The organism is Candidatus Cloacimonadota bacterium (assembly GCA_016932035.1).
Taxonomy (GTDB): Bacteria; Cloacimonadota; Cloacimonadia; order JGIOTU-2; family JGIOTU-2; genus Celaenobacter.
In genome coordinates, this window is record JAFGDR010000039.1 from 1 (window position 1) to 22,206 (window position 22,206).

The 22,206-nt window shown below is 39.9% G+C and carries 21 protein-coding genes; 16 read left to right on the forward strand and 5 right to left on the reverse strand.

Going from position 1 to position 22,206, the window contains the following annotated elements:
- Positions 1–1,359, reverse strand: a 1,359-nt coding sequence (locus tag JW794_06960; GenBank protein ID MBN2017846.1) for a hypothetical protein, incomplete at its 3' end; no start/stop codon positions are given.
- 394 nt (positions 1,360–1,753) lie between these two features.
- Here JW794_06960 and JW794_06965 point away from each other — a divergent pair.
- From JW794_06965 to JW794_07040, 16 genes are all read left to right on the forward strand, one after another.
- On the forward strand, positions 1,754–3,673 hold the full coding sequence (locus tag JW794_06965; GenBank protein ID MBN2017847.1) for an ABC-F family ATP-binding cassette domain-containing protein: 1,920 nt from the start codon (positions 1,754–1,756) through the stop codon (positions 3,671–3,673).
- A gap of 9 nt (positions 3,674–3,682) precedes the next feature.
- A complete protein-coding gene (locus JW794_06970; GenBank protein ID MBN2017848.1) occupies positions 3,683–3,862 on the forward strand; it encodes a 4-oxalocrotonate tautomerase family protein in 180 nt (59 codons plus the stop codon).
- 64 nt (positions 3,863–3,926) lie between these two features.
- A complete protein-coding gene (locus JW794_06975; protein MBN2017849.1) occupies positions 3,927–4,421 on the forward strand; it encodes a Na+/H+ antiporter subunit E in 495 nt (164 codons plus the stop codon).
- On the forward strand, positions 4,414–4,674 hold the full coding sequence (locus JW794_06980) for a cation:proton antiporter (protein MBN2017850.1): 261 nt from the start codon (positions 4,414–4,416) through the stop codon (positions 4,672–4,674). The genes JW794_06975 and JW794_06980 overlap by 8 nt, the downstream gene beginning before the upstream one ends.
- On the forward strand, positions 4,674–5,024 hold the full coding sequence (locus JW794_06985; GenBank protein ID MBN2017851.1) for a Na+/H+ antiporter subunit G: 351 nt from the start codon (positions 4,674–4,676) through the stop codon (positions 5,022–5,024). Before JW794_06980 ends, JW794_06985 begins: the two co-directional genes overlap by 1 nt.
- Positions 5,021–5,278: a DUF4040 domain-containing protein gene (locus JW794_06990; GenBank protein MBN2017852.1), complete on the forward strand. Its 258-nt coding sequence runs from the start codon at positions 5,021–5,023 to the stop codon at positions 5,276–5,278. Before JW794_06985 ends, JW794_06990 begins: the two co-directional genes overlap by 4 nt.
- A complete protein-coding gene (locus JW794_06995) occupies positions 5,271–5,963 on the forward strand; it encodes a sodium:proton antiporter (protein ID MBN2017853.1) in 693 nt (230 codons plus the stop codon). The genes JW794_06990 and JW794_06995 overlap by 8 nt, the downstream gene beginning before the upstream one ends.
- On the forward strand, positions 5,960–6,313 hold the full coding sequence (locus JW794_07000) for an NADH-quinone oxidoreductase subunit K (GenBank protein ID MBN2017854.1): 354 nt from the start codon (positions 5,960–5,962) through the stop codon (positions 6,311–6,313). The genes JW794_06995 and JW794_07000 overlap by 4 nt, the downstream gene beginning before the upstream one ends.
- A complete protein-coding gene (locus JW794_07005; GenBank protein ID MBN2017855.1) occupies positions 6,307–9,447 on the forward strand; it encodes a hypothetical protein in 3,141 nt (1,046 codons plus the stop codon). The genes JW794_07000 and JW794_07005 overlap by 7 nt, the downstream gene beginning before the upstream one ends.
- On the forward strand, positions 9,447–10,361 hold the full coding sequence (locus tag JW794_07010; GenBank protein ID MBN2017856.1) for an NADH-quinone oxidoreductase subunit H: 915 nt from the start codon (positions 9,447–9,449) through the stop codon (positions 10,359–10,361). The genes JW794_07005 and JW794_07010 overlap by 1 nt, the downstream gene beginning before the upstream one ends.
- Positions 10,362–10,371: 10 nt before the next feature.
- Positions 10,372–10,992, forward strand: coding sequence for an NADH-quinone oxidoreductase subunit NuoB (nuoB, locus tag JW794_07015; GenBank protein MBN2017857.1), 621 nt, complete (start codon positions 10,372–10,374; stop codon positions 10,990–10,992).
- A gap of 11 nt (positions 10,993–11,003) precedes the next feature.
- On the forward strand, positions 11,004–11,540 hold the full coding sequence (locus JW794_07020; GenBank protein MBN2017858.1) for an NADH-quinone oxidoreductase subunit C: 537 nt from the start codon (positions 11,004–11,006) through the stop codon (positions 11,538–11,540).
- 13 nt (positions 11,541–11,553) lie between these two features.
- Positions 11,554–12,723 (forward strand): NADH-quinone oxidoreductase subunit D, encoded by a 1,170-nt coding sequence (locus JW794_07025; GenBank protein ID MBN2017859.1) that lies wholly within the window; start codon positions 11,554–11,556, stop codon positions 12,721–12,723.
- 2 nt (positions 12,724–12,725) lie between these two features.
- Positions 12,726–14,504, forward strand: coding sequence for an FAD-dependent oxidoreductase (locus JW794_07030; GenBank protein MBN2017860.1), 1,779 nt, complete (start codon positions 12,726–12,728; stop codon positions 14,502–14,504).
- Between the two features lie 2 nt (positions 14,505–14,506).
- Complete coding sequence (locus tag JW794_07035; GenBank protein ID MBN2017861.1) at positions 14,507–15,109, forward strand: DUF2179 domain-containing protein; 603 nt, start codon at positions 14,507–14,509, stop codon at positions 15,107–15,109.
- Positions 15,109–15,726 (forward strand): HAD family phosphatase, encoded by a 618-nt coding sequence (locus tag JW794_07040; GenBank protein ID MBN2017862.1) that lies wholly within the window; start codon positions 15,109–15,111, stop codon positions 15,724–15,726. Before JW794_07035 ends, JW794_07040 begins: the two co-directional genes overlap by 1 nt.
- Here the strand turns inward: JW794_07040 and JW794_07045 are convergent.
- The 4 genes from JW794_07045 to JW794_07060 all read right to left on the reverse strand — a co-directional run bounded on the left by JW794_07045 (position 15,719) and on the right by JW794_07060 (position 22,052).
- A complete protein-coding gene (locus tag JW794_07045; GenBank protein MBN2017863.1) occupies positions 15,719–17,092 on the reverse strand; it encodes a DUF4147 domain-containing protein in 1,374 nt (457 codons plus the stop codon). The two genes, JW794_07040 and JW794_07045, sit on opposite strands and share 8 nt — an antisense overlap.
- Entirely contained in the window at positions 17,089–17,694 is a 606-nt protein-coding gene (locus tag JW794_07050) for an HAD-IA family hydrolase (protein MBN2017864.1), read from the reverse strand. The genes JW794_07045 and JW794_07050 overlap by 4 nt, the downstream gene beginning before the upstream one ends.
- A 57-nt stretch (positions 17,695–17,751) precedes the next feature.
- Positions 17,752–18,375 (reverse strand): hypothetical protein, encoded by a 624-nt coding sequence (locus JW794_07055; GenBank protein ID MBN2017865.1) that lies wholly within the window; start codon positions 18,373–18,375, stop codon positions 17,752–17,754.
- A 125-nt stretch (positions 18,376–18,500) separates the two neighbouring features.
- Positions 18,501–22,052 carry a PAS domain S-box protein gene (locus JW794_07060; protein MBN2017866.1) on the reverse strand — a complete coding sequence of 1,184 codons (3,552 nt, stop codon included), beginning with the start codon at positions 22,050–22,052 and terminating at the stop codon, positions 18,501–18,503.
- Between the last annotated feature and the right edge of the window lie 154 nt (positions 22,053–22,206).

The following is a 22,206-nucleotide window of genomic DNA, read 5'->3' on the forward strand; positions in this document are numbered from 1 at the left end:
AACTGTTTCATCTATTAAGTTAGTTCTTCCAACAATCCACAATCGTTCTCCAGGCTCATACGATGATTGAGCATTAGGAATAATAATGTCAATGTATATTGGTTCTGTTGTGAATTGCCAAACGTCCCCCTCTGTTTCATTTCCATAACTGTCCCTTGCAACTACTTTCCAATAATAGGTCATATTATAATCGAGTGAATCTACATGGATTTCACTTGTTTCCAAATCAGAATAGAGCAAAGGAGGGTTTTCATCAATCCCCACATATACATCATAAAAGATCTGGTCATAATCAACATCTTCAGATCTCCAATCCAGGGTAACAAAAATGTAGATCGAATCACTAAGGTTCTCCGGATATGGATCATAGGGAGGGACAGGCGGGTAGTTAATCTGGTTACCCATAACACATCGTACAGATAATCCCGCTTCCATGTCGAAAATGTCTTCCCTACATCTATATCTATTATGAAGCAATTCATAACCAACATTATCACCATAATCATCAATGAAAGTAGACCAAAAATAAGCACCGAATCCTATACAACCTGCATAAAGACCCCCACCAGGTTGAGCTGAAAAGCCACTCTCGTTGGTTGCACCGTAATTGGGTTCCAGCCATAATCCTGTACCTGCTTCGAGAGTACCGGTTGTCTTCATTTTACCACCAGCAATGTCCCCTCCTCCCAGAAACTCGCATAATACTTCCCAATCACCTCTTGAGGGAATATGCCATCCTTCTGGTGGGAGTCCGCGTTCGTCTTCAACAGCGTAAAAATTATACAATCGTCCATAGATCTCTTCATTCGCAGGATCTCCATTATAAATACATGAAGCACCGGATTGAAGTGTATCCCAAACGTTCAAATCATTTACTTCAGGGATAAGGTCACCGTTCTGATAATGAGTGACTTTCAGGTTCTCTGTCATCCACCATTGAGTGCCTATCTTTATCGTATTATATACATTCCCATCGATATCGGTTACTGTTCCGGTTACTGTCAGATATACATTTATTGGATCGGAGAAAGCATAATTCCCGTTTGCATCGACAGCTTTTGCATAGATCGTGCACTCAGTATTCTTGGAATTCTCAGTATCCCATTCATATTCATACGGTTCTTCTTCATCGATACAAACGAGTTGATCATTAATATAAATCTGAACAGAAAGTACTTCCTTATTGTCAGTAGCTTGAACTCGGATCGTATCAACCAATCCTTTGTAAATTATGGTATTATTCAAAGGATGAATTATCTTTACCGTTGGTGGTGTGTTATCTGAATCGGTTGTTCTATCACATGCAAACCAGCATAGTGCCAATATGCATGCCATCACAATATAACTTACTCTTTTCATGTTTCCCCACATGTTATTTTTAATTTTCACATCAAAAACTTTTTGAATTAAAATACTACTTTACTAAGACATTTTTTCTAAGGATAATTGTCAAGATAAGAATTCATGAGAAATGTGATTTTTTTAATTGGTGAAGTGATTTCCTTATTTCAAGGATAGAACCTTTGTTTTTTTGTATGCGGATAATACCAGTTGAGTAAGATATTTCTTTTGAGCCTTTACAAATATAAAAGTCTTGACTAAATTAATTCATAAAGAGCCCCTTCTTTAAAAGAAATAATTTTTGAATAGAGAAGTATTTAATTATGAAAAATCAGAAATCGCGAATAGAATCTCATTATGACCTTTAAGATTTGACACACCCAAAATATCACGTACATTACTTCATACTGATATGAAAGATATTACCCTGAATGCAGTCAAAAAATCCTTTGGCGGATATGACGTCCTGAAGAATCTCTCCTTCGAGTTGATTCATGGTGAAAAGATTGGGCTTATCGGCAGGAACGGCAGCGGCAAAACAACCATTTTCCGTCTGATTACCGGCTCTGAAGAGCAAGATGCAGGTTCCATAAGCATAGCACATGGCGCATCGATCGGTTATATCGAACAAATTCCCGTCTATACTGACGGCACTCAGGTCATCGATGTTCTCAAACAATCCTGCCAGCATATCTTCGATCTGCGCCGCGAGTTGCGAGAGCTTGAACAGAAAATTTCCAAAACTAAAGATCTTTCAGCTCAACAGAAACTCATGTCCAAATACGAGAAGAAGCAGCTGCGTTTTGAGCACCTTGAGGGTTATGATATCGATGTAAAACTTGAAATTGTCTGTACCGGTCTTAAAATTACTGAGGAAATGCTTAATAGAGACTATAATTCTCTCAGCGGTGGCGAAAAGACACGTGTTATGCTCGGGCAGATATTTCTTAACCATCCTGATGTGCTGCTCCTCGATGAGCCGACGAACCATCTTGATATCGAATCCATCGAATGGCTGGAAGATTTTATATCACAATATAAAGGAAGCGCAATTATCGTTGCACACGACAGATACTTCCTCGATGCAACCGTGACGAAGATCGTCGAACTCGAGGATGGAAAAGCCAAGACCTATAAAGGCAATTACTCGAAATATATTGAATTGCGGGATGAAGAAATTCGACGCCAATTTGCATCCTATAAGAACCAGCAAAAGAAGATCGAAGCGATGGAAGAAGCGATCAAACGATTCCGGGATTGGGGAACACGGAAAGACAATCCCGACATGTTCAAAAAAGCAATGAATATGGAACGTCGGCTGCAACGCATCGAGCGAATAGAGAAACCGACTGAAGCAAAAAAAATGGGACTCAACCTTTCATCCACAGAACGTTCAGGTAATGATGTGATAAAACTCCATGATGTGAGTAAAACATATGAAACACAAAAGGTGCTTCATGATCTGGAACTTTCTGTGTATTATCAAGATCATATTTGTATTCTCGGCAAAAACGGAACAGGCAAATCAACCATCTTCAAGATCGTTATGAATGAAATCCAACCTGATAAAGGAGAGGTCAGACTTGGCTCGCGCCTGAATATTGGATACCTTGAACAGGAAGTTCAATTTGATGATGATAACGAGCCCATTCTCGACGCATACCGCAGAATGTTCCCGATGCATGAAGACAAAGCCCGTACAGCACTTGCGAGATTCCTCTTCTTTGGTGATGATGTATTTAAAAAACTTGGAAACCTTTCCGGTGGAGAAAAGGTTCGTTTCCAGCTCTGTGTTCTCATGAAACGTAATCCCAATCTGCTGCTTCTTGATGAGCCGACAAATCATCTGGACATCGATTCGATGGAGATGCTGGAAGAAGCGCTTTCCGAGTACAGAGGTACTATTCTCTTCATATCACATGACAGGTATTTTATCAATAAGATCGCACACAAAGTTCTTGAGCTTGAAGATCATACACTGCATGAATATCTCGGAAATTACGATTTTTATAAACAGAAGAAAACTGAAAATTCTTCCACTTTTCATCCAGAACCCGTTATGCAAAAAAAACCTGATTCTCAACTCGATCACGAGTCTCGAAGAAAAGCAGCCAATGAAGAGAAAAGCAGAATAAGGCGACTCAATGAAATCGAGAAGCAAGTAGAAATTATTGAAGAAAAGACAGCGCAGATCGAGAAGGATATCGAAGTATTTGGTCGTGATTATGAGAAATTACTCGAACTATATAAAGAAAGAAATGAATTGCAAAAATCGCTTGATGCATTATTAAAAGAATGGGCAGAACTCGATGCCCGTCAGCAGGCAAACTAAGGAGCAAATATGCCGATCATAACTTTGGAAAATGCCGATGAATTATCAAAAGAGAAGAAACAGCTTTTGATTAAAAGATTGACAGAAGTTGTGTCCGAAATTACAGGAAAAAACGAAAAATATATCTATGTCCGAATTGATGAAGTTCCACGTGAGAACTTTGGCATCGGTGGAAAGAGTTTATCATAAATGATTGTAACAATACATTATTTTTCCCGAAATTTTAAAGGCAGCTATTCGTTCCGGAGGTGTTATGAGAATCTTTAAAAGAAGCGTTTTGCTTTTTATCTTTCTTTTCCTCATCTGGTTCCTTCTTACAGGATTCAAAACTCAGGAACTCATTGCTGGTGCAGTCGTTGCACTCCTTATTACGGTGATCTATAATTCGCAAACACTGGCATTCGAAGAGTTTAAATTAACCCCCAAATCTTTTGTATACAGCATTATTTATATTTTCATTTTTATCATCGAGCTTTTAAAATCTAATTTTGATGTTGCATCCCGAGTAGCCAGCCCCACTTTGCCGATCAATCCCGGCATAGTGAAAGTGAAAACAAAATTGAAATCAAAAATGGGGCGTCTCATTCTTGCAAACTCAATCACTCTAACCCCTGGCACGTTAACAGTGGAAACAAAAGACGAGTTTTTTTACATTCACTGGATCAATATTTCTACTGAAAATATTGAAGATACAAGCAAAGAAATCATTTCTCGTTTTGAACGATACCTGGAGGTGATCTTTGGCTGAAGTTATTATTTCAATTGCTGGTTACATAGCGCTTGGAGCTCTTGCACTTTCATTTATTCGAATGATCATTGGACCGACCACTGCGGATAGAGCTGTTGCGTTGGACACCATGACCATCATCAGTATTTCTTTGATCGCATTTATTGCATCGAGGTCGATGAAGATCATTTATCTTGATGTTGCAACGGTCTATGCACTTATCAGTTTTCTTGGTGTTATCGCTGTTGCCCGTTACATTGAAAGGGGGATTTAATGAATCTCCTCGATATTATCGGCGCAATTATAACACTGATCGGTTCGCTGTTCCTGCTTCTTGGTTCGATCGGGATCCTGCGCATGCCCGATGTGTATAACAGAATGCAGGCAGGAACAAAAGCTACGACGCTGGGAAGCATGCTTTTCCTTCTTGGACTTGGTCTTTCATATATTGAATGCGGATGTATCGGCAGGATTATTATTTTGATCCTCTTTATCATTTTTACGAATCCAATTTCATCTCATGCGCTTGCACGTGCAGCCCATCATGCTGGTGTGAAGCTGACTGAAAAATCAGTACGGGATAATCTCCGGGATGATGAACAAAAGGAAGGAGCTCGAACATGATCATTGCATTTATTATTGTTTTAGGAATCATCATGATCCTTGCTGCCGTCATTGCTGTGATGTCAAAGAATCTCCTTACTGCGATCATTGCTTCTGGTGTGATCAGTCTTCTTGCGAGCATCATCTATCTCATTCTTTCTGCACCTGATGTAGCAATGACCGAAGCTGCAATCGGTTCGGGACTTACAACAATAGTCTTCCTCTATGCCCTCAGCAGAATAAAGAAGATCAACAGGGAGGTGGATGATGATTAAGCGCATACTGATCATTGCAATTCTCATTCTCATTGTTGTCATCTTTCTTCCTTTTGTGAAAAATATTGTTTTGAAGGATTCACTCAATTCTCTCTCATCAGATTATATCGAAACCACCTCCAAGGATCTCAAGGCTGCAAATATTGTAACTGGGGTTGTTGTCACATTCCGTGGACTCGATACCCTTGGCGAGGTTACGGTTCTGTTCATTGCGACTGCCGGAGTTGGTTTTCTGCTTCGAAGAAAGCATGAAAAGAGCGGCAAAGTTAAAAAGCGTCCTGCTTCTGAGATTCTCTCGACAGGAGCATCATTCCTGTTTCCGCTGGTGATCTTTTTTGGCGTGTATATTTTTCTTCACGGACATCTCACACCGGGTGGTGGTTTTCAGGGAGGTGTTATCATTGCATCTGCATTCCTTCTTCTCCTTCTTTCAAATATACATTTTCAATTCAATCATAATATTCTGCATTGGGTTGAATCACTTTCGGGTGCAATCTATGTGCTGCTTGGGTTACTTGGATTGATCTTACTCGGTAGTTTTCTCGATCCCCGCTTCCTTCCTCTTGGCACACTTGGTAAATTGTTGAGTGCCGGCGCAATTCCACTGATTTACTCGTTTATAGGACTAAAAGTCGGCTCGGAACTCAGTAATATATTGGACAGCTTGAGAGGAGCAGAAGAATGAGATATACATTGATCCTCGGTTTCGTGCTGTTCATAATAGGTCTTTGGGGAATGTTGACTCGGAAGAATCTCTTTAAGATCGTCATCGGCTTTTCTATAATCGATACAGGCATACATCTCATCATCGTTACCATTGGCTACTTGAAGGGAAAAACCGCACCAATTTTAGATAAGATGGTTACTCCCGGCAATGCAGTCCAGAAGGTTGTCGACCCCATTCCTTCTGCACTTGTTCTTACTGCCATCGTTATAGGGCTCGCAGTAACAGCACTTATGCTCAGTTATATCGTTCGACTTTACAAACATAAAAGATCTTTGTCGATTGAAGATTACAGGGAGTTGAAATGGTAGAACCAATCTTGATTTTTATCCTCTTTCTTGGGGCAGCATTCCTTTTAGCTCTGTTTGACAAAGTTCATAGAAATCTTTCTCTTTCGATCTTTTATGTCATTCTAATTGTTTCAACGCTTATCGCAGGAGAGTGGCTTTACAGGTTTATTTTTTCTTCTCAGCAGCCGGTCATGATCTTCACTGCTGGATTCAAACCACCTCTTTCAATTAATTTGCGAATGGGTATGGAAGAAGCATTTCTTCTCTTTTCGGTCAATCTTGCAGGACTTCTCAGCGCTCTTTATCTTAAGAGAACATTCTCTGAATCCAAAATTTATCCGCTCATCCTTTATCTTATGATGATCATGGGAGTGAACGGTATGGTAATGACCCGCGACCTGTTCAACTTGTTCGTTTTCATGGAAATTTCATCGATCTCGACCTATGCTATGATCACCCTGAAAGAGAACGAACTGCGACTTGCTTCGGGTTTTAAATACATGATCGCCAGCGGACTTGCGTCAGTATTGTTCCTCCTTGGCACGATATTTATATATCATGCAACCGGAACCTTAAATATCGATCAAATCATAGCGCAGAAAAGTCTCTTTGCTACCTCAATCGGATTTCTCTCTGTTTTCACACTCTTCACGTCATTGATCATCGAACTGAAACCCTTCCCTGCAAATGGCTGGGCTCTCGATGTATATCAATCGACAACCTCCGGAATTGTCTCGATCATCGCAGTTGTAAACTCAGCTGGTGTATTTTTTGCTCTCTATAAACTCCTTCCGCTTATTTCTCATGCACACCTGCCGTACATTGCAGGGATCGGTCTAGTCTCTTTCCTTTTCTCAAATCTTGTTGGTCTCAGGCAAACTGATGCAAAACGTCTCCTTGGATATTCATCAGTAGCACAGATAGGTTTGCTTATTACCGTTACAGCACTGACGAGATATCTGCATATCAAAACCTCGGCTTCACTTTTCATCATTGCTAGTATCTTTATCAGCAATTTCATCGCGAAAGCCGGTCTGTTCTGGATTGCCGGTATTATAAAGAAACGGCTTATTAACGAGTGGGGAATTCTCAAACATCATTCCGGATTACTCATCATGTTCGGAATTTTTATATGTGCTCTTATCGGCATCCCACCTTTCCCGAATTTCTGGGCGAAGTGGGAACTGGTACGGTACCTTGCGCTCTCAAAACTGCATATCTGGATAATTCTGATATTACTCGGTTCGCTGTTTGAAGCATGCTATCTTTTTAGATGGTTCGGAAAAACTATAAAAGCAGAAAGTGTTTCAAATCCAGTAAAAGCCCCAGTTTATAAAGAGGTACCTTTGATCGTTTTCTTTATTGCTTTGATCGCCATATCACTCGGAATTCCCATAAAAATATATAGATTTGATATTCTTCCAATGTTTCCGGTATTAGGATTTTTGATTCTGTATGTACTCGATTTTCTTCCATCCAAGATCAAAGCTCTTATTTCAATGATACTTATTGCAGGATACACTTACTACATCTATCCAATGCTTTCAGGACTCGGCTTGATCTTTGCCTTCATATTTCTTGCAGGAAGCTTCATCCAGCTTATTGCGACAATGAACAGAACGGAGTTGGAAAGAGGTTTCTTTCCCTTCCTCGTTGGATTGATTGTATCGATGGGTTCGATGCTGGTTGCACGAACATCTCTTGAATTCTTCTTTGCCTGGGAGATCATGACGATTTCGGCTTATATGCTTGTTCTTCGCGGTAAAAACGCAGAAAAACCATCACTGCTTTTTATTTTGTTCTCCCTTGCCAGCGCTTATCTGCTGCTTGGTGGATTAAGCTATGCCCACAATATTGAGTTCTCGCTCGCCGGCTTAGGCTCAATTCCCATTTCTGCAAACATACTTCCAATATCTGCCTTCATCCTGATTGTTCTCGGTTTTCTTATTAAGGTCGGAGCTATTGGACTTCATATCTGGCTTCCCGGTTCATATGCAGAAGCAGAGGATGATACGACATCTTTCATGTCATCTATCATGAGTAAAACCGGGATATTCGGGATATTACTAATGCTTCTCTTCCTCCTCAACATGAACATGTCCCACTCTGCATTACTTACAAGTATGCTTGGATGGATCGGCATTTTTACGATTTTCTTTGGTGCTCTTATGGCAGTGTTCCAGGAGGATGTGAAATATCTTCTCGCATATTCGAGTATGGGACAGCTTGGATATATCGTTCTCTGCCTTGCTGCAATGTCTCATCTTGGTTGGGTTGCAGGTTTATATCTAGCTGTAAACCACCTCTTTTTCAAAGGCATGATACTTCTTGCTGTTGCTGGAATCATTTCACGAGTTAAAACGAGGAATATGTACGAAATGGGAGGATTGATCAAAAAAATGCCTTTCTCTTTCATCTCTGCTCTTATTGGAATTATTGCACTTTCAGGCGTACCGCCGCTATCGGGTTTTGGCGCAAAATGGCTTATCTATACCTCACTTCTTGAGAAAGGGTGGTATTTTCAGGCAGGTTTGAGTTTCTTCGCCAGTGCAATTGCTTTCCTTTATCTTTTCCGCCTGATTCATACTATTTTTCTTGGGCAACTAAAACCGCAGCATAAAGACATCAAAGAAGCATCGCTATTTATTTTAATCCCTCAATTTATATTTATTTTCGCAATTATGGCAATATCGATGTACCCGAGTTTGATCATCAAACCATTAAGTAGTTTTATCAATCCATATCTTCCTGCAACTATTCAATGGCAGGGAAACACACTGTACAGCAGTTTGGGATACTGGAATGGCAACCTTGTCATGTACGTGACAATGGGTGTGTTTATGCTGCCGCTCATCTGGTTGATCGTATCTATTGGTAAAGTGACAAAGGTAAAACAGTTCAACATTGTTTATGCTGCCGAAAGACCTTTTACTCCTTCGACAACACATTTTGCACATAATTTTTATGCACATTACAAGCGAGCTCTCGGAACATTTGTACGACCGTTGGTGACAGGATTCTGGAATAGTGTTGGAGAATGGATCCAGTCGATTGGAGGAACGATCAGACAGATTTATTCCGGCAATGGTCAAACATATATCCTTCATATCCTGATCTACTTCGTTGTCCTCTATTTCATCATGGGAGGTAAGTAATGGATACTCCCCTTCTTCTCAAAATACTCTATGCAATCATCTCCCTTGGGGTGATAACGATCTGGGGACTCACACTGAATGGAGTTGTTCGCAAAATCTATGCACGCGTGCAGGGAAGGATAGGACCTCCTTTCTGGCAGCCGTTCATCGATATTATCAAAACATATGGAAAGAGGACAGCTGTCGCTCACGGCATCATGTTCTTCCTGGGACCAGTCTTCAGGATAGCAGGCGGGATCGGTACATATTTGTTCATCCCTGCCATTATCGGTTCAACTGTTTTCAGCAATTTCAGTGTTTCAGGCGACGTTTTGCTGGTTATGTATTTCATATTTTTCGGACAGCTTGGTATGGCGTTGGGGGCTGGAGAGAGCGGTCATCCCTACAGTGCGATCGGTGTTGCTCGCGGACTTGCGCAGATGACTGCATTCGAAGTTCCTTTTGCTCTATCCATTATTGCGCTTGCAATACAATATAAGACCCTGAACATCACTGCGATTATAATGGCTCAGCAGGGAGGATTCCTCAACTGGACGATCTTCACGAATCCCTTGGCAACGATCGCTGCACTTATCGCTCTTCTTGGCATGAACATGCATAATCCTTTCAGCGTTGTGCTTGCACCACAGGAAATTCCCATCGGACCACCTACAGAATTTCACGGCAGTTATCTTGGTCTTATGCAAACGAACAGAGGTATTTTTAATGCAGCAAAACTCGTCCTGTTCATGAACCTCTTCTTTGGTGGAGCGACAAATATCTTTGCCATGATCATCAAGACCTTTGCTATTTATATGATATCTGTGATCGTCGGTGTTTCGTTCCCGCGATTCAGAGTAGATCAATCGATCAAATTTTTCCTGTCCGTTCCTGCAGTTATCGCACTGATCTCAATTATATTATTGATCATTTAAGGATTTTTTTATGAAAAAAGAACATAAATCATTACTAAATACTGATTTACCGGATTTTGAACGCGACTACTTCTGTGATACATATCCTCAGGAAGTTAAACCACTCAAGGGCTTCATTGAAAAGTTCCTTAACTGGGCTCGGGCTCAATCATTGTGGATATTAGGATTTGGAACCGGCTGTGGGGCAATCGAGCTTCGTCCTCTGATGACTGCTCGTTTTGATATGTTTCGTTATGGAATGGCTCCCAGACCAACTCCCCGACAATCATGTGTTTTCATCATCGGAGGGTATGCATCGATTAAGACACTGAAGCGTATTGTTCGAAGTTATGAGCAAATACAAGCCCCGAAATTTGTGCTTGCACTTGGAAGCTGTACGATCAATGGCGGCATGTACTTTGATTCTTATAACACGATCAACCGAATCGACCATTACATTCCGGTCGATGTCTATGTTACGGGTTGTATGCCTCGTCCCGAAGCCATTATAGCCGGTTTGAGAAAACTCCAGGAACGTATTATGCAGGGAAAAGCAGAAAAGGCAAATGATTATATTAAAAATTTTGAATGGTACAAAGCAAATCAGAAAAAGATCATCAAAGATTGGAATATGCCAGATTTTAACTGGTAGAAGGTAAAGAAATGAAAGAATTACTCCAAAGATTATCCGATAGATTTTCCCTTAAAGAAATTACCTATCAACGTGATAATCTTATATTCATTACAGTAGAAAAGAGCAATGTTATACCGTTTATTACCCATCTGAAACAGCATGAAAACTTCTCGCATCTCGTGATGATCGGTGCAGTCGACTATATCGAGAACGGAACATTCCAGCTTACATATCTTCTTCATAACTACTCGTTACATGCAGATATCGGAGTGCGTGTTCATGTTCAGCGAGAGAATCCGGTCATGGAATCAATCCATACAATATGGGCACAAGCGAGAACCTATCAGCGCGAAATTCGTGAGATGTTCGGTATCGATTTCCCGGGAAGTCCCGATGTTGACAAACCATTCCTTCTTGAAGGCTGGCAGAACATTCCCCCAATGCGCAAGGATTTTGATACGCTGAAATACTCCCAGGAAACCTATTTTCCCCGCTCCGGAAGAAAACATTACGATCCTCAAAATTATATGAAACAAAAGCTGTACCCGGACAAGGAACCGGAATAATCACAGAGGTTTTATGGAAGATTTTAATCGAGATAAATTTCCCCCTATCGTCAATGGAAAACCGATCATAGACCTTGATTCTCAGAAATTTTTGAAGGTTTGGCAGGGTCCTCAACACCCGGGTGTTACCGGTAATATGGCTCTGGAAGTGACACTTAGCGGAGATGAAGTTGTTGATCTAAAAACTCATGTCGGATACCTCCATCGCGGATTTGAAAAACTGATGGAACGAAGGAAATATTTGCAATGCTTCACTATCGTATGCAGAATCTGTGTGCCCGAACCTGATACGAACGAATATGTTTTTGCTGCTGCTGTTGAGGATCTTGCAGGTATTAAGGTTCCTGAAAAAGCACTCTGGCTTAGAACGCTAACCCTTGAAATGTCTCGTCTGGCGAGTTTTCTTATGTGGATCGGCGGTCAGGCAGGTTCTCTTGGAATGGGTACGATTGCCCAATGGACTGTCGCCCAGCGCGATTACATTCTCGACCTTTTTGAAGAATTAACAGGAGGAAGAGTGTATCACATGTATATCGTTCCGGGTGGTGTACGTGGCGATGTTCCTGAAGGCTTTTTCGAACATGTTGAAGATGTAATGAAAGGTGTGGAAAAGGTACTCGCTGATGTAGAAATTGCCCTGCTCAACAATGCAATTTTCAAAAAAAGAGCAAAAGGACTCGGTATTATTTCACAAGACATGGTCGATGAATATGGCATCGTGGGACCGAATGCACGTGCAGCAGGATTCGTAAGAGATATCCGAAAGGACACACCCTATGCTGCATATGACCAGCTGGATTTCACTGTGATAACAGGAACAAAATCTGATGCTCTTGAACGAACATACGTACGCTTTCAGGAAATGCTGCAATGTGTGTCTCTCATACGACAAATTGCTAGGAGGATACCGAAAAAGGGAGCATTGTATACACAAATACCCAATCCGCTTCACTGGAAAATTCCTGCCGGCGAAACGTATATTCGGGCTGAAGCGTCACGGGGAGAATATGGTTATTACATGGTTTCCGATGGTTCTGAATATCCAAGAAGAGTACAAGTACGTGGACCAAGTTATACCCATGCAATCGCAGTTTTGGAAGAACTGGCTGTCGGAACGAACCTGGCCGACCTCGCAGGACTGATGGTCTCCCTTCATACCTGCCCACCAGAAATCGAGAGGTAATCATGAAATTGAAAGACTGGATTTCACCTTTTTATGTATGGAAACGCGCATTTGAAAAACCCTTTACAGTTCCAAAACCTCTGGATGAAAGACCCGGGTCTTCACGATATAGAGGATTTCATAAGAATGATCTTGAAAAATGCATAGGATGCGGAACCTGCTCCTCGATCTGTCAAAATCATGCAATCGACATGGTCCCTGTGGAAGGCATTGAAACAACCAAAGGTGACAGCGGATTACGTCCGAGGATTGATTACGGACGCTGCTGCTGGTGTGCACTATGTGTCGACATCTGCCCGACAACATCGCTTTCTATGAGCAACGAATATTTATGGATAGACACTGATGCAGAAGTATTCAGATTTATACCGGGTGCAGAAAATAAACCATGGGATAATGTACAGGAAGGTTATACACGAGAAGAATCATATCATATTGTTGATCCTGAGCGTGTTACAATGGAAATGCTACCTCCGGATGAGCGTGTTAAATCATTCCTTGAAATGGTTAAAGGATACTCAAGAGAACAAGCCCAGAAAGAAGCTGACCGTTGTATCCAATGTGGAATCTGCACCGCTACCTGTCCTGCTCATATGGATATTCCCGGATATATTAAAGCTGTTCGAGAAAACAATATAAAAGACGGTCTTAAGCTCATGTATGAGACCAATCCTATGCCTGCAATGTGCGGACGTGTCTGCACACACCAGTGTGAGGACGTTTGCGCATTAGGTCATTCCGGTGATCCTATTTCGATCCGATGGCTCAAGCGATACCTTGCAGATCAGGTTGAGCTTGATGACTATGCAAAAGCAATGCTGGTCGCGATAGATTCAAACGGAAAGCATGTCGCCATTATCGGGGCTGGACCCGGCGGTTTGAGCGCTGCTTATTATTTGCGATTATTGGGTTATGATATTACAATTTATGAAGCCAAAGACTATGCAGGCGGCATGACGCGATACGGAATCCCTGAATATCGTCTCCCCTATGACCAGCTTGATAAAGACATATCATATATTCTTTCACTCGGTATAAACATTCAGTATAATACCCGTGTAGGTGAAGACATCACTTTCGAACAGGTATATACTTCATTTGATGCAGTCTTGATTTCAGTCGGATTACTTACTCCCTACAAGATGGAAATTCCCGGAGAAGAACTGCCCGGCAACATCTCAGGACTTGAAGTTCTTGATATGGTAACGAGAGGTGAAAAAGTATATTTTGGAAATAGAGTAGCTGTGATCGGTGGCGGAAACGTCGCCATGGATGCTGCACGAACCGCTCGAACTTTTGGTGCAGATGTCACACTTTTATATAGAAGAAGGATCGAGGATATGCCTGCTGACGAAGAAGAGATCATCGATGCGGAGCATGAAAAAGTGGAGTTTATCACACAAGCAATACCACTTCGTATCGAACAAACTGAGGATAACAAGCTTCGTTTTATCTTTGGTTTGGCAGAAATGGTCGATCAGGGAGACGAAAAGAGACCACGGCCTGTTCTCATAGAAGGTAAAGAACATTCGATCGATGTAGATATGGTGATCTCGGCAATCGGTCAAGGTGCAGATTTTTCATTCCTTCCAATGCATTATGAAGCACTTTTCAGCAGAAGGAATCAATTGAAGATCGATGAATTTTGCAGAACAAACGATCCAAAAATATTCGCTGCAGGCGACATTGCAAACAAAACAAAAGATGCAATCAGCGCCATTGCTGATGGACATCGTGCAGCAAAAACGATCGATCATATGCTACAAAAAGAAGGAATATAATTATGTTTACGGATTCTGGATTGATCTCATACGGCCTACTTCCTCTCCTTATATTTCTCTCTCGTATCTTTGATGTTTCGCTGGGCACGCTCCGCATCATCTTTGTCAATCGGGGGATGAAGTTCCTTGCTCCCATCATCGGCTTTTTTGAAGTGTTCATCTGGCTGGTGGTGATCGGACAGATCATGCAGAATCTTACGAATATCACAAATTATATTGCTTATGCCGGCGGGTTTGCTATGGGCAATTTCGTGGGAATCCTTCTCGAACAAAAACTTGCAATGGGAATCGTTCTCCTTCGTATCATCACGATGAAAAAAGCAAAGGAACTGATAGTGTATTTCCGCGGACTTGGCTATCGTGTGACCCACGTTCCTGCAGAAGCAAACGACGGAAAAGTAGAGATCATCTTTATCCCTATCAAAAGAAAGGATATTAGATCTGTTATCGAAGCAATACGAAAATATAACGAGAACGCGCTTTACACATTTGAGGATGTTCGAGCTATCAGCGAATGGGCAATACCTGGAAGAAAAAAACGTCATCTTGTACCCTCTTTCAAAGCATATCCGCACTTGTTCAAATTTAAACGCAAAAGCAAGTAATGCCCTCCCGAAAATACAAAGCTCTTATCTTTGACCTCGGTAATGTCATCATTGATATTTCCCCAAAAAATGCCTGCGATTACTGGGCAAAGGTCAACGGAATACTACCAGGACAGTTATATCTTCGCTTCCCCTTTGATGATGTTTATGCACAATTCGAACGCGGTGAGATATCTCCTGATTTTTTTAGATCTCATGTTACTCAATGTCTTGAAATTGAACTTACTCCACAGCAATTTGATGAAGGGTGGAGTATGATCTTGATAAAGATCAGGGATGGTATTTCAGAGCTTCTGCATAATCTGAGTAAACATTATCGAGTATTTGCGTTATCGAACACGAATGAAATACACGTTCCCATGTGGCAGGAAATGTGTACGCCGATTCTTCCTTATTTTGAGAAAATATTTTCATCAAATGAGATCGGTTTCCGCAAACCGGAGAAAGAATCGTTTGTCCATGTGCTTGATTATTTAGATCTTGTACCGGAAGAAGTTATCTTTTTGGATGATAATTATGAAAATGTGATTGCTGCAGAAGAGATCGGCATGAAAGCAGTTCATGTTATCGATTATGAACAAATGATGAAGGAGCTTACAAAAATCGGGATTATGTGATCAACACGATCTGAACATCACATACATTTGTACCGGTATATCCCGTTTTGAACAAATAACCGCAGGAATCGAAAAATGTATAGGAATCGTTCCTGCTCAAATATTCACTGATTGAGATACCTTTTAATTTTACAGTCTGTGCGATTTCCGAGGATGCAAAAGCACCTGCTGCATCGGTTGGTCCGTCATTGCCATCTGTACTCGCAGAAAGAAAATATATTCCTTGCGAATCTCCAGGATTTCTTTCCATTTCCTCAAGAAATGCCAATGCCATTTCCTGGTTCCTTCCACCTTTTCCCCCACCTTGAACATTCACTGTTGTCTCACCACCACTTATAAGTATAACCGGTTTTTTTCGGATTTTGTCATATTTAATCTTAAGTGCTTCTCCGTAAAGCTCTCTGCCTGCAGCACGGCTTTCTCCTTTAATCCATTTATCTATTACAATAGACGTGAAACCCAATTCCTTCGCTCTATTTTTAAGAGCATTCAATACTTTTGCATTGTTCCCTATGATCACATTCGTTGTTTTATCAAAAACAAGTTTTTCGGATTTTGGTGTTTCTAAAATTTTGTCATTAACACCCCACTCAAAGATCTTCATGACCTTTTCGGGCATTTTTTCTTTGATATCATACTTCTCAATGATCCAGAGTACATCCTCAAAAAAGGTTTCATCATAGGTGGTCAGTCCTGAGCCTATCACATCGATCCGGTCGAGTTCGTCATCCGAAAGAATGAGATTGAGTGCTGTGGCAGGATACATCCATGCAGAAAGATACCCACCCTTGATCATTGAAATATGCTTACGCACACAATTGATCTCTTCGATCGATGCACCGCAATGAAGAAGGAGCTTATTCACCTCGACAATATCCTCGAGAGAAAGTTTTACTTCCTCTCCATCTGCGAAATCAACTCTTGGTACTTCGACCAAAGCAGATGCTCCTCCAGAAATAAGAGAGATAAACAATGTTTTCTCTTTTGCTCTATGAGCCATAACCTGCAATGTAGTCCCGCAATTGACACTCCTCTCATCCGGAAAAGGATGCCCTGCCTCCATAACATGGATCATACCAATATTAAAATATTTTGCTTCTTTTGTTACGACCAAACCGCTTTTTATTGAATCACCAAGAATTTCATATATCCTTTCAGCCATGGATTCACTTGCTTTGCCTGCGCCAATAACGTAGATTTCATCGAATGTATCAAGATTGAACAATTTATAATCTTTCTCTGTTTTGAGAATAAGAGTATTTTTTTCTAAATTTAAATAATTATGTATTAAAGAGGTTGGCTCAACAGCTTCAATTCCTGCATAAAAAAGTTCTTTGAGTATATTCAGGTATTCCGAATGATTCATGGATGAATACCCAATCGTGCCAGGTCAGATACCAGTTTTTCATGCCCCTGGAAAAGAATGCTATGGATACCGCATTTTTTTGCTGTGGATATGTTTGATTCTGAATCATCAATAAAAATGCAGTTCTGTGCGTTGATATGCAAATCGTTCAGGATCTTTTGGAAATTGTGCTCCTCGTCTTTGATATGACCTGTCATAAACGAATAGAGTCGATACTTAAACATCTTGAGAAACTCATGATATTCTTCAATATATTCGATCCATTCCCTTGCATGATCGCTCAAGAGGATACAGGTATATTCCTCTGATAGTTTTACGATCAAGTCATCCATACAATCAAAAATATGATGAAAATTATTTCTGATAATTGTTGCAAGCTGTTTCTTCGAACAAGACCAGTTTTCGCGTTTGATCAGCCTGTTTAGATACTCATTTTCTGTCATTTTATTTTTACAGAGTAGTATAAGATTGTTCCCACCAAATTTTCTGAGTATCTGATCTTGGGGAACTCCTGTTAATGAACTTATCTCTTCCTCTATACCCACAAGTCCGGAAACGAGTACTTCGGACAGATCAAAGATAATATGAGTAATTTTTTTCATAAAAATAAGAAGAGAGGAACTTTCATTCCTCTCTAAAATTATTCGGTTGTTGGTCGTTTACGCAGTTTCAGTTTCCGGCGCAATGTCTTTTGAAAGAACGCTGTAGATATATGCTTTCACACCCATACCGATTGCAATCATGCATACTATACCAATGAATGTGAAGAGACCGCCAAGAAATCCCCAAATCTTATAGAAGATCGATACGAGAATAACAAAAATGATAATGACGATGACCATCAAAATGAATTCTCCGAGGAAGATATTCCACTTTTTGCCATAGGTGATCTCATTGCTTTTTCTCAGAGCTCCGAGAGGTTTGATACCTTTATCGAGGAAAAGATAGAATGCCTGTCCCCAGGCGACCTGCAATACGATACCGGGAATGATCATAAGCATAGAAGCAAAATAAATACCGATCATCAAGAAGCCGCCCAAAAGGAAGAATTCGCCGAAATTCTTTCGATATTTTGCATCAAAAATAACTGTTGGGGAGAAAGGTTCGCCCTTACTCATGTGTACAACCAGTCCGACAAGACCGATCGTTGTTCCAATATTAAGATAAGGAATCCAAATGGTGATTATCCAGAGAATGATTGCCCCCAATAAGTTGAGGATATTCTTAAAACCGTAGGAGAAACCATTTGAAATGATGTTACCAATCGATAGTTGTTCGTCCATCGTTACTCCTTCTTGTAGTATTTCAGCTAAATGCCGATGACGATTGCATGGATTGGTAATAGGTTTAAAAATTATGTCAAGAATATGTGAAAATTAAACCTAATATTTTAATTCTTCTACGATACTCAATGGTTATCATGGTTCAATTTGCGCTTTGGAATCAGTAATGTGAAATGAGTCCCGTTCTTGATATCTACTGAATAGGTTCCATTGAACTCTCCCATCAGCATATCGACAAGTGATAAACCGAGTGTCGTCGAATTTGGTATCTGTATCTCCTTCGGGATGCCGATTCCGTCATCTGAAATTATGATCTTTATATGGTCTATGAAATCTTCCAGGATGATATTTATCTTCCCGTTATCTCTTCCATCAAATGCATATTTTATCGCATTGGTCACTATCTCATTTACAATCAATCCAAGCTTACTCAATTTTTCCGTACTGAATGCAACCTCATCCAAAGAGTAAGATATCTTGACTTTGCCATTTGGATCATAATTACGCTTCAGCTGTTCTGTAATTAACCTAATATACTCACCGAGTTTTATGCCAGACATATACCTTGCCTGTAATAGAAGTTCATATGCTTCAGCCATCGTGCGTATTCTGTCCTGGCTTACTTCAAAACTTTTAATCGCATCGTCCTTTGTTGAAATGGTATCCTGCTGCAATTGTAATAAACTGGATATCATCTGTAGATTATTTTTGATCCTATGGTGAATTTCATCAAGAAGTACTTTGTTCTCTTTTAATTCTTTTCGGATTTGTTCTTCTGCAAGTTTATGTTTGATTGCAAGCGCGATTTCTTCTGAGATAAAGGAGAGAATTTCAAGGTCCTTTTCTTTATAGAGCTTAGGATCATCATAGCTTTGAACAGCAATCACTCCGATCACTTTATTGTCTACTTGTAACGGTGCACCAAGCCAGATTTTTGAAGGTGTACCAAGAATTTCAATCAATCCTTTTTGTGTCAGTTCATTTTGCAATTTCTCAGATGCATACAGAGGTTCCCCGATCTGGATAACATATTTTGTTAATGTCTTACCTGCGGGAAATGCCTTGAATACATCTTTTTCATCAATAACATAAGGAAGTGAAATTTCATTTGAACTTTCATCGTATAGAGCAATATAAAAATTGGTCGTATCAATAACATTTCCAAGAAATTCCTTTATTTTACGATAAAGATCATACATTGTTTCTGTCGTATTTAAAGCATTTGAGATATTGAACATCGTTTCCTGGATTTTCTCTGCTCGTTTACGCTCTGTAATATCCTGATTTGCACCAAAAGTTTTAACAGTTCTTCCCTTATCATCTTTTATAACAAAGAAACGAGCAACAATATAACCAATTTCTCCATCTCCATACATGATACGGTGCTCGACCTGGCGGTTAAAATGAGGATCTTTTGTTTCAATTGCTTTTTTAACTTCATCACCTACCATTGACATGTCATCAGGATGCACAAACTGTTTGGCATACTGTTCTGAAGACATTGTATAACCACCAACTTTTTCAGCATTTGTTCTATAAATATTGTAAAATTGATCATTAAATGTGAACATATCATTGAGAACATCATATTCCCAATAACCAAGTTTGGCAATCTCTATAGCATTCGATAATTTATCTTCACTAGTACGAAGAGCCAACTCCGCTTCCATTCTCATCGTTATATCTTTCGAACTACCTTGAACACCAATAATTTCTTCTCCTTTTCGTAACAAACTTATGCTTATCTCAAAATATCTTTTTGAACCATCCTTTATAATAGCTTCAACTAAGAGATTGTGTATGGGTTCGCCTGTTTGATAAACACCATGAAATGCACGAAAGAGTTTTCTCTGATCCTTTTTACTCGTATAGTCTCTAAAATTCATTTTGAGCAATTCTGACTTGGTATAACCAGTTAGTATTTCTGCTGCTTTATTCACATCAGTGAAATTACCTTTAATATCCAGGGTAAAGAGGAACTCGCTTGAGTTTTCAAATAATGTTCTATATCGCAACTCAGAATCTTTGAGTTCATTTTCTAATTTTTTATTTTGTGTTATATCTCTTACAACTGCTTGAATATAGTCTGTATCTTCGAGAGTCAGCTTATTTAAAGAAACTTCGGCATCAAAAGGAGTATCGTCCTTCTTAATGTGCTTCCAGTAAAAAAGTTGAGTTTCTCCCTCGAGTGCAGCATTGATATAACTTAAGGCTTTCTCCTTTGAATCTTGTCCATCTGGTTGAAAAGGTGGAGAAAATTCCCATGGTGAATGTTCTAATATATCCTTTTTATCATCACATCCGAACATTTGAATTGTCGACTCATTACAGGTAACAAACCGGTCTCTTTTCATCATAAAGATAGCATCACCAGCAGTGTCGAACAATGTGCGATATCTCATCTCACTCTCTTTGATCTTCTTTTCTGCCTGCTTTCTATCTGTAATATCTAAAGAAAAACCTGCTATATATGGTTCTTGATCTTCTCGATCAATTCGAAACGTATGGGTTTCCCATATTCGATTCCTATTCTTGCTGTCTGGTAAAACATGAACATCAATACTATAACCATTTTTTAGGGCTTTATTATCTGCATCAGCCAGTCTTTTCGCAACAACCTGAGGGAAAATGTCAAACAGAGATTTCTCAATCCAGTCATCCGCACCAAAACGTTTTTTCATTTCACTATTAACATATAACACTGTATGATCGGCAGTTTTTATAAATGCTGTAATCGGTAGTGTTTCCATAAAAGCTGAAAACCGCATTTCGCTTTCATGTAGGGCTTTCTCAGCTCGTTTTCGCTCTGTAATATCTGTGATCGTACCAATATAACCGATAATGTTGTTTTCTTTGTCTTTTTTCGGAACGGCCTGTCCCAATACCCAATGTATGGTGCCGTCTTTCAGGATAAATCGATATTCAGAAACAGAAATTTTATGATCTATTGTAGCCTGTTTCCAGGTAACGGATAATTTTTCTCTATCGTCCGGATGAACAGCAGCAAGCCAACCCTCTCCCATAGCTTCCTGAGCAGAGAGACCGGAAATTTCACTCCACCGTGGATTAACATAGGTAGTGAGACCTTCCGAATCCGTGCGGAAAATACCTACTGGAGAATTTTCTGTTAGGACCTTAAATCGCTGTTCGCTTCTTTGTAATTCGTTTTCAGTGCGAATACGATGTTCAACCTCTTTTTCCAATTGGTCGATCTTATCTTCGAGTTTCTTTATCAGTCTTTCGTTATAGAGTTTATATAGATCTTCTTCTCTTTTCAGGGTTATCTTCGATGGTGAAAATTTTCCCGTTTTAAGTTTTTCATGGATCTTCTCGATCTCTTGCAGCAATAGAGTCGGTTCCATTGGCTTTTTCAGGAAAAGATCAGCTCCCAGATTCAGACCAAATTCTTCATCCTTTTTATCTACATAGGTAGCTGTATAGAAAATGAAAGGTATATTCTTCCGGACATCATCTTTCTTTAGAATTTGGCAAAATTGAAAACCATCCATTTCCGGCATAAGGATGTCACTGATGATTAAATCGAAATTGGTTTGTTCCAGTTTCTTTAAAGCATCGAGACCATTTACTGCTGAGACCACTTCGTGACCATTGCTTTTCATAAGTAATTCCAGCATGTATCGGGCTTCCTGATTGTCATCAACAACAAGAATTTTCATCAAGACTCCTTATTAAAAGTCAAAATGTTCATTTTATTTACCTTTGACTATGTATCGACCTCTAATATCACACTCCAAACGCATAGCTACTAATTTAAGGATCTTCATTAACTGGTTTTCTTTATCATTTATAATATATTATATGTCAAGAATT